General features: G+C 62.0%; 2 protein-coding genes. One reads left to right on the top strand and one right to left on the bottom strand.

What is annotated here, in order from left to right; all coding sequences use genetic code 11:
* Nucleotides 1-2,362 (bottom strand): FAD-dependent oxidoreductase (locus tag A2I95_RS28950; protein ID WP_291735446.1); only part of this gene is annotated, 2,362 nt, incomplete at its 3' end.
* Between the two features lie 71 nt (nt 2,363-2,433).
* On the opposite strand from A2I95_RS28950, the gene A2I95_RS28945 reads away from it, so the two are divergent.
* On the top strand, nt 2,434-3,094 hold a 661-nt coding region (locus A2I95_RS28945), incomplete at its 3' end, for a MurR/RpiR family transcriptional regulator (RefSeq protein ID WP_291735445.1).

Here is a 3,094-nt window from a genome sequence, read left to right as displayed (position 1 = left end):
CAACGATCACTTCGATCTGCGTGCCCGGCACATTGGCGTGCGGTTTCACATAAGCAAAGGCCAGGATCTTGCCGACGGTATGGCCATAGGCGACCGAGGCGGTGGAACCCACGACCTGGCCCTCCAGCAGGACGGCCTCACCGCCGTGGCCGTCCTCAATGCCGTCCGGCTCGATCTCCAGATAGGCGCAGACGCAGGGCAGGGCGCCGGCGTTCAGCGTCTTGTCCTTGCCCAAGTACGCCTTGTCGGTGCGGGCAAAGCGCAGCGCGTCCACCTCGGCCAGGGTCACTTCGTTGGTGAGTTCGCCTGCGCCCTTGAAGCCCTTCTCCATCCGCATCGCGTTCATGGCGAAGGAGCCGTAGTCGGCAATGCCATGTGCTTCGCCCGCAGCCCAAAGCGCGTCGTAGACCGCCAGCGTGCTATCGCGGGGGATATGGAGTTCCCAGCCAAGCTCGCCCGCATAAGACATACGGAAGGCCCAGAGTGTGTGGCCTGCAACCTTGATCTGCTGCGCCGTCAGCCATTTGAAACCGGCGTTTGTGAGGTCGGCATCGGTGCAGGCGGCCAGGACCTCGCGGGCTTTCGGACCATTGAGAGCGATGGCGGCCCAATCGGTGGAGAGGGTTGTGATCTCCACCTCTTCGCCCGCGAGGTTCTGATTCAGGTGGTCCAAGAGCCGCTGTTCAAAGAAGGCCGCGCAGACGAGGTAGTAACTGTCCTCTGCCAGTTTCACCACGGTGGTTTCCAGCTCAATCCGGCCGCGGCGGTTCAGCATATGGGTGAGGGCGATGCCGCCGACCTTCTGCGGCAGGCGGTTGGCGGTCAGCCGGTCCAAGAGGGCGGCGGCGCCGGGGCCCGAGACCTCGACCTTGGTGAAGGCGGAGATGTCCATGATGCCGACGCCGTCGCGCACGGCCTTGCATTCCAGCCCGATCATATCGTGCACTTCATTGCGGCGGAAGGAATAGTGATCGCGCTGTTCGACACCGTTTTTGGCAAACCAGCGCGGGCGCTCGTGGCCATAGACCTCCTCATAGACAGCGCCTTTTTCCTTCAGCCGTTCATAAAGCGGCGACGGCTTGATCGGGCGGCCTGCGAGACGGTTGAAATGCGGGAAGGGGATCTCGTGGCGCAGTTTGTAGTCCTCATGCGCTTTGGTCACCTGCCAGTCCTTGGTGGCATAGGTGCCAAAGCGGCGCGGGTCGTACTCGCGCATAGAGATGTCGGCAGCGCCATGCACCATCCAGCGTGCCAGCTCGCGGGTCAGACCCGGGCCCCAGCCAATGCCGATCTGGGTGCCGCAGCAGCACCAGTAGTTCTGGACGCCGGGCGCCGGGCCGATCAATGGGTTGCCGTCCGGCGGATGGGAGATCGCGCCATGCACCTCGCGCTGAATACCGAGGTCAGCAAAGATCGGCATCCGGTTCAGGCTTTCCTCTAGCCACGGCATCACGCGGTCGTAATCGGCATCAAACAGCCAGTTCTCATATTCCCAGGGGCAGTGGTCGTGCCAGACTGAGTTGCTGCCCTCTTTCTCGTAGATCCCGATCAGCCCGCGCTTCTGCTCCATACGGATATAGCCTGAGACCTTTTTGTCGTCGCGGATCACCGGCAGCTCTTTGTCCAAGCTTTCGAACTCCGGTACCGGTTCAGTCACAAAGTAATGGTGGGTCATTGAGGTCATCGGCAGCTGCAAACCGGACCATTCGCCCATCTGGCGGGCATAGGTGCCGCCGGCGTTGACAACATGCTCGCAAGTAATGGTGCCATTTTCCGTTTCCACGACCCACTCGCCGTTCTTGGCTTGGGTGATGTTGGTGGCGCGGCAGTGGCGGATGATCCGCGCGCCCAGCTGGCGGGCGCCTGCGGCCAGTGCCATGGTGACGTTGGTCGGGTCCACGTGGCCGTCATCGGGTGTATAAAGCGCGCCCAGCACGCCATCCAGATTATAGAAGGGGTGCAGTTCAGCGACTTTCCCGGGGCCGACCAGTTCGATGTTGAACCTCAGCGAGCGCCCGACGGACAGGGTGTGGCGCAGCCAGTCCATCTCGTCCTCGGTATAGGCCAGGCGGAACGAGCCGCAGCCGTGCCAGGTCACCGCCTGGCCGGTCTCCTCCTCTAGCTTCCCTGAATAAAGTCCGATGTTGTAGTCAACGCATTTGCCAAGGCCAAAGGAGCTGGTGGAGTGTGTGATCTGCCCCGCTGCGTGCCAGGTCGAGCCGGAGGTCAGCTCAGCCTTCTCCAGCAGCACCACCTCCTCGCCCCAGCCCTCATGCGCCAGGTGATAGGCCAGGCCCACTCCCATCACGCCGCCGCCCACGATGACCACTTTGGCCTGTGTTGGGAATTCTTTCTCAGCCATTTCGCCGTTCCTGATTGCAGAGTCGCTTTTCTGCTCGACAGGCTAATTCCATTTTTGTACCATCGTCAATCATGAATGGCACAAATGTATCATCGACTGTTTTAGAGCGCCTCACCGAAGAGTGGGATGCGCTGACCCCTGAGGCACAGAAGGCGGCCCGCTATGTGCTGGAAAACCCTGCGGATGTTGGGGTTTCCACCGTGCGCGAGATTGCCGAGGCGGCGAATGTGAAGCCCAACACCTTTGTCCGCATGGCGCGGCAGGTGGGGTTTGACGGCTACGAGGATTTCCGCGCCCCGTTCCGCGAAGCGATTCGCAGGGGCGGGGTGTCATTCCCCGACCGGGCGCGCTGGCTGCAGGACATCGGTAAGTCGGGTGAGTTGGGCGGCCTATATGCCGATATGGTGGGCGCCGCGATCCAGAATATCGAGGAAACCTTTGCCGGTATCGATGCGGGCAGCCTGGAGGTCGCGGCGCATGCGATCTGGAATTCCCGCCAGGTCTTCACACTGGGCGTGGGGGTGAACAACGCCAACGCCCGCAACTTCACCTATCTTGCCTCCACTGGCATGAAGCAATTCCACGCCATCCCGCGGCCCGGCTCCACGGCGGTCGATGACCTTGCCTGGGCGGACAGCCAGGATGTGCTTATCGCGATGACCTGCAAGCCATATAGGGCTGAGGTGATCGAGGCGATCCAGATCGCACGCGAACAAGGGGTCACCATCGTCG

Source organism: Leisingera sp. F5, from assembly GCF_001593695.1.
The sequence above is the reverse complement of the archived record's forward strand: the minus strand, read 5'-3'. Positions and strand labels throughout refer to the sequence as shown.